The organism is Pseudomonas huaxiensis (genome assembly GCF_003231275.1).
Taxonomy (GTDB): Bacteria; Pseudomonadota; Gammaproteobacteria; order Pseudomonadales; family Pseudomonadaceae; genus Aquipseudomonas; species Aquipseudomonas huaxiensis.
Genome location: NZ_QKVL01000187.1, coordinates 1 through 391, shown reverse-complemented (window position 1 = coordinate 391; position 391 = coordinate 1). Strand labels below are relative to the sequence as shown.

Here is a 391-nt window from a genome sequence, read left to right as displayed (position 1 = left end):
CCTAGAAGAACTTCACCACTTGCGCCCACACCCGCGGGGTGCGATCGACATCGCTCTGCGGATCATCGTTGCCCAGCTTCCATGCCGCGACCGTGTTGATCTGCCAGCCATACGCCGCCCAGCGTGCACCAACGCCCGCCGCCGACAGGCTGCGGTGGTTTTCGCCCGTGCTCCAGGTGTCCTTGTTCAGGCGTACTTCGCCGTGGTCGACGAAGGTGCTGAGCTGCCAGGCATCGGTCAGCGCGTAGCGCAGTTCGACGTTGGCCAGCCAGCCTTGATCACCAGACGCCTCGCCCTGCGGGTAGGCGCGCACGCCATAGGCACCGCCGAGGCTGATCTTTTCCGAGCTGTCCAGGTTGCCGTCGGCCCACTGGCCTTGCAGTTGGGTGTA

General features: G+C 65.2%; 1 protein-coding gene. It reads right to left on the bottom strand.

The genetic code is table 11. From position 1 onward, the window contains the following. Position 1: 1 nt before the first annotated feature. Positions 2 to 391: ShlB/FhaC/HecB family hemolysin secretion/activation protein (locus tag DM374_RS32830; protein ID WP_177431659.1), on the bottom strand; the 390-nt coding region annotated here is incomplete at its 5' end.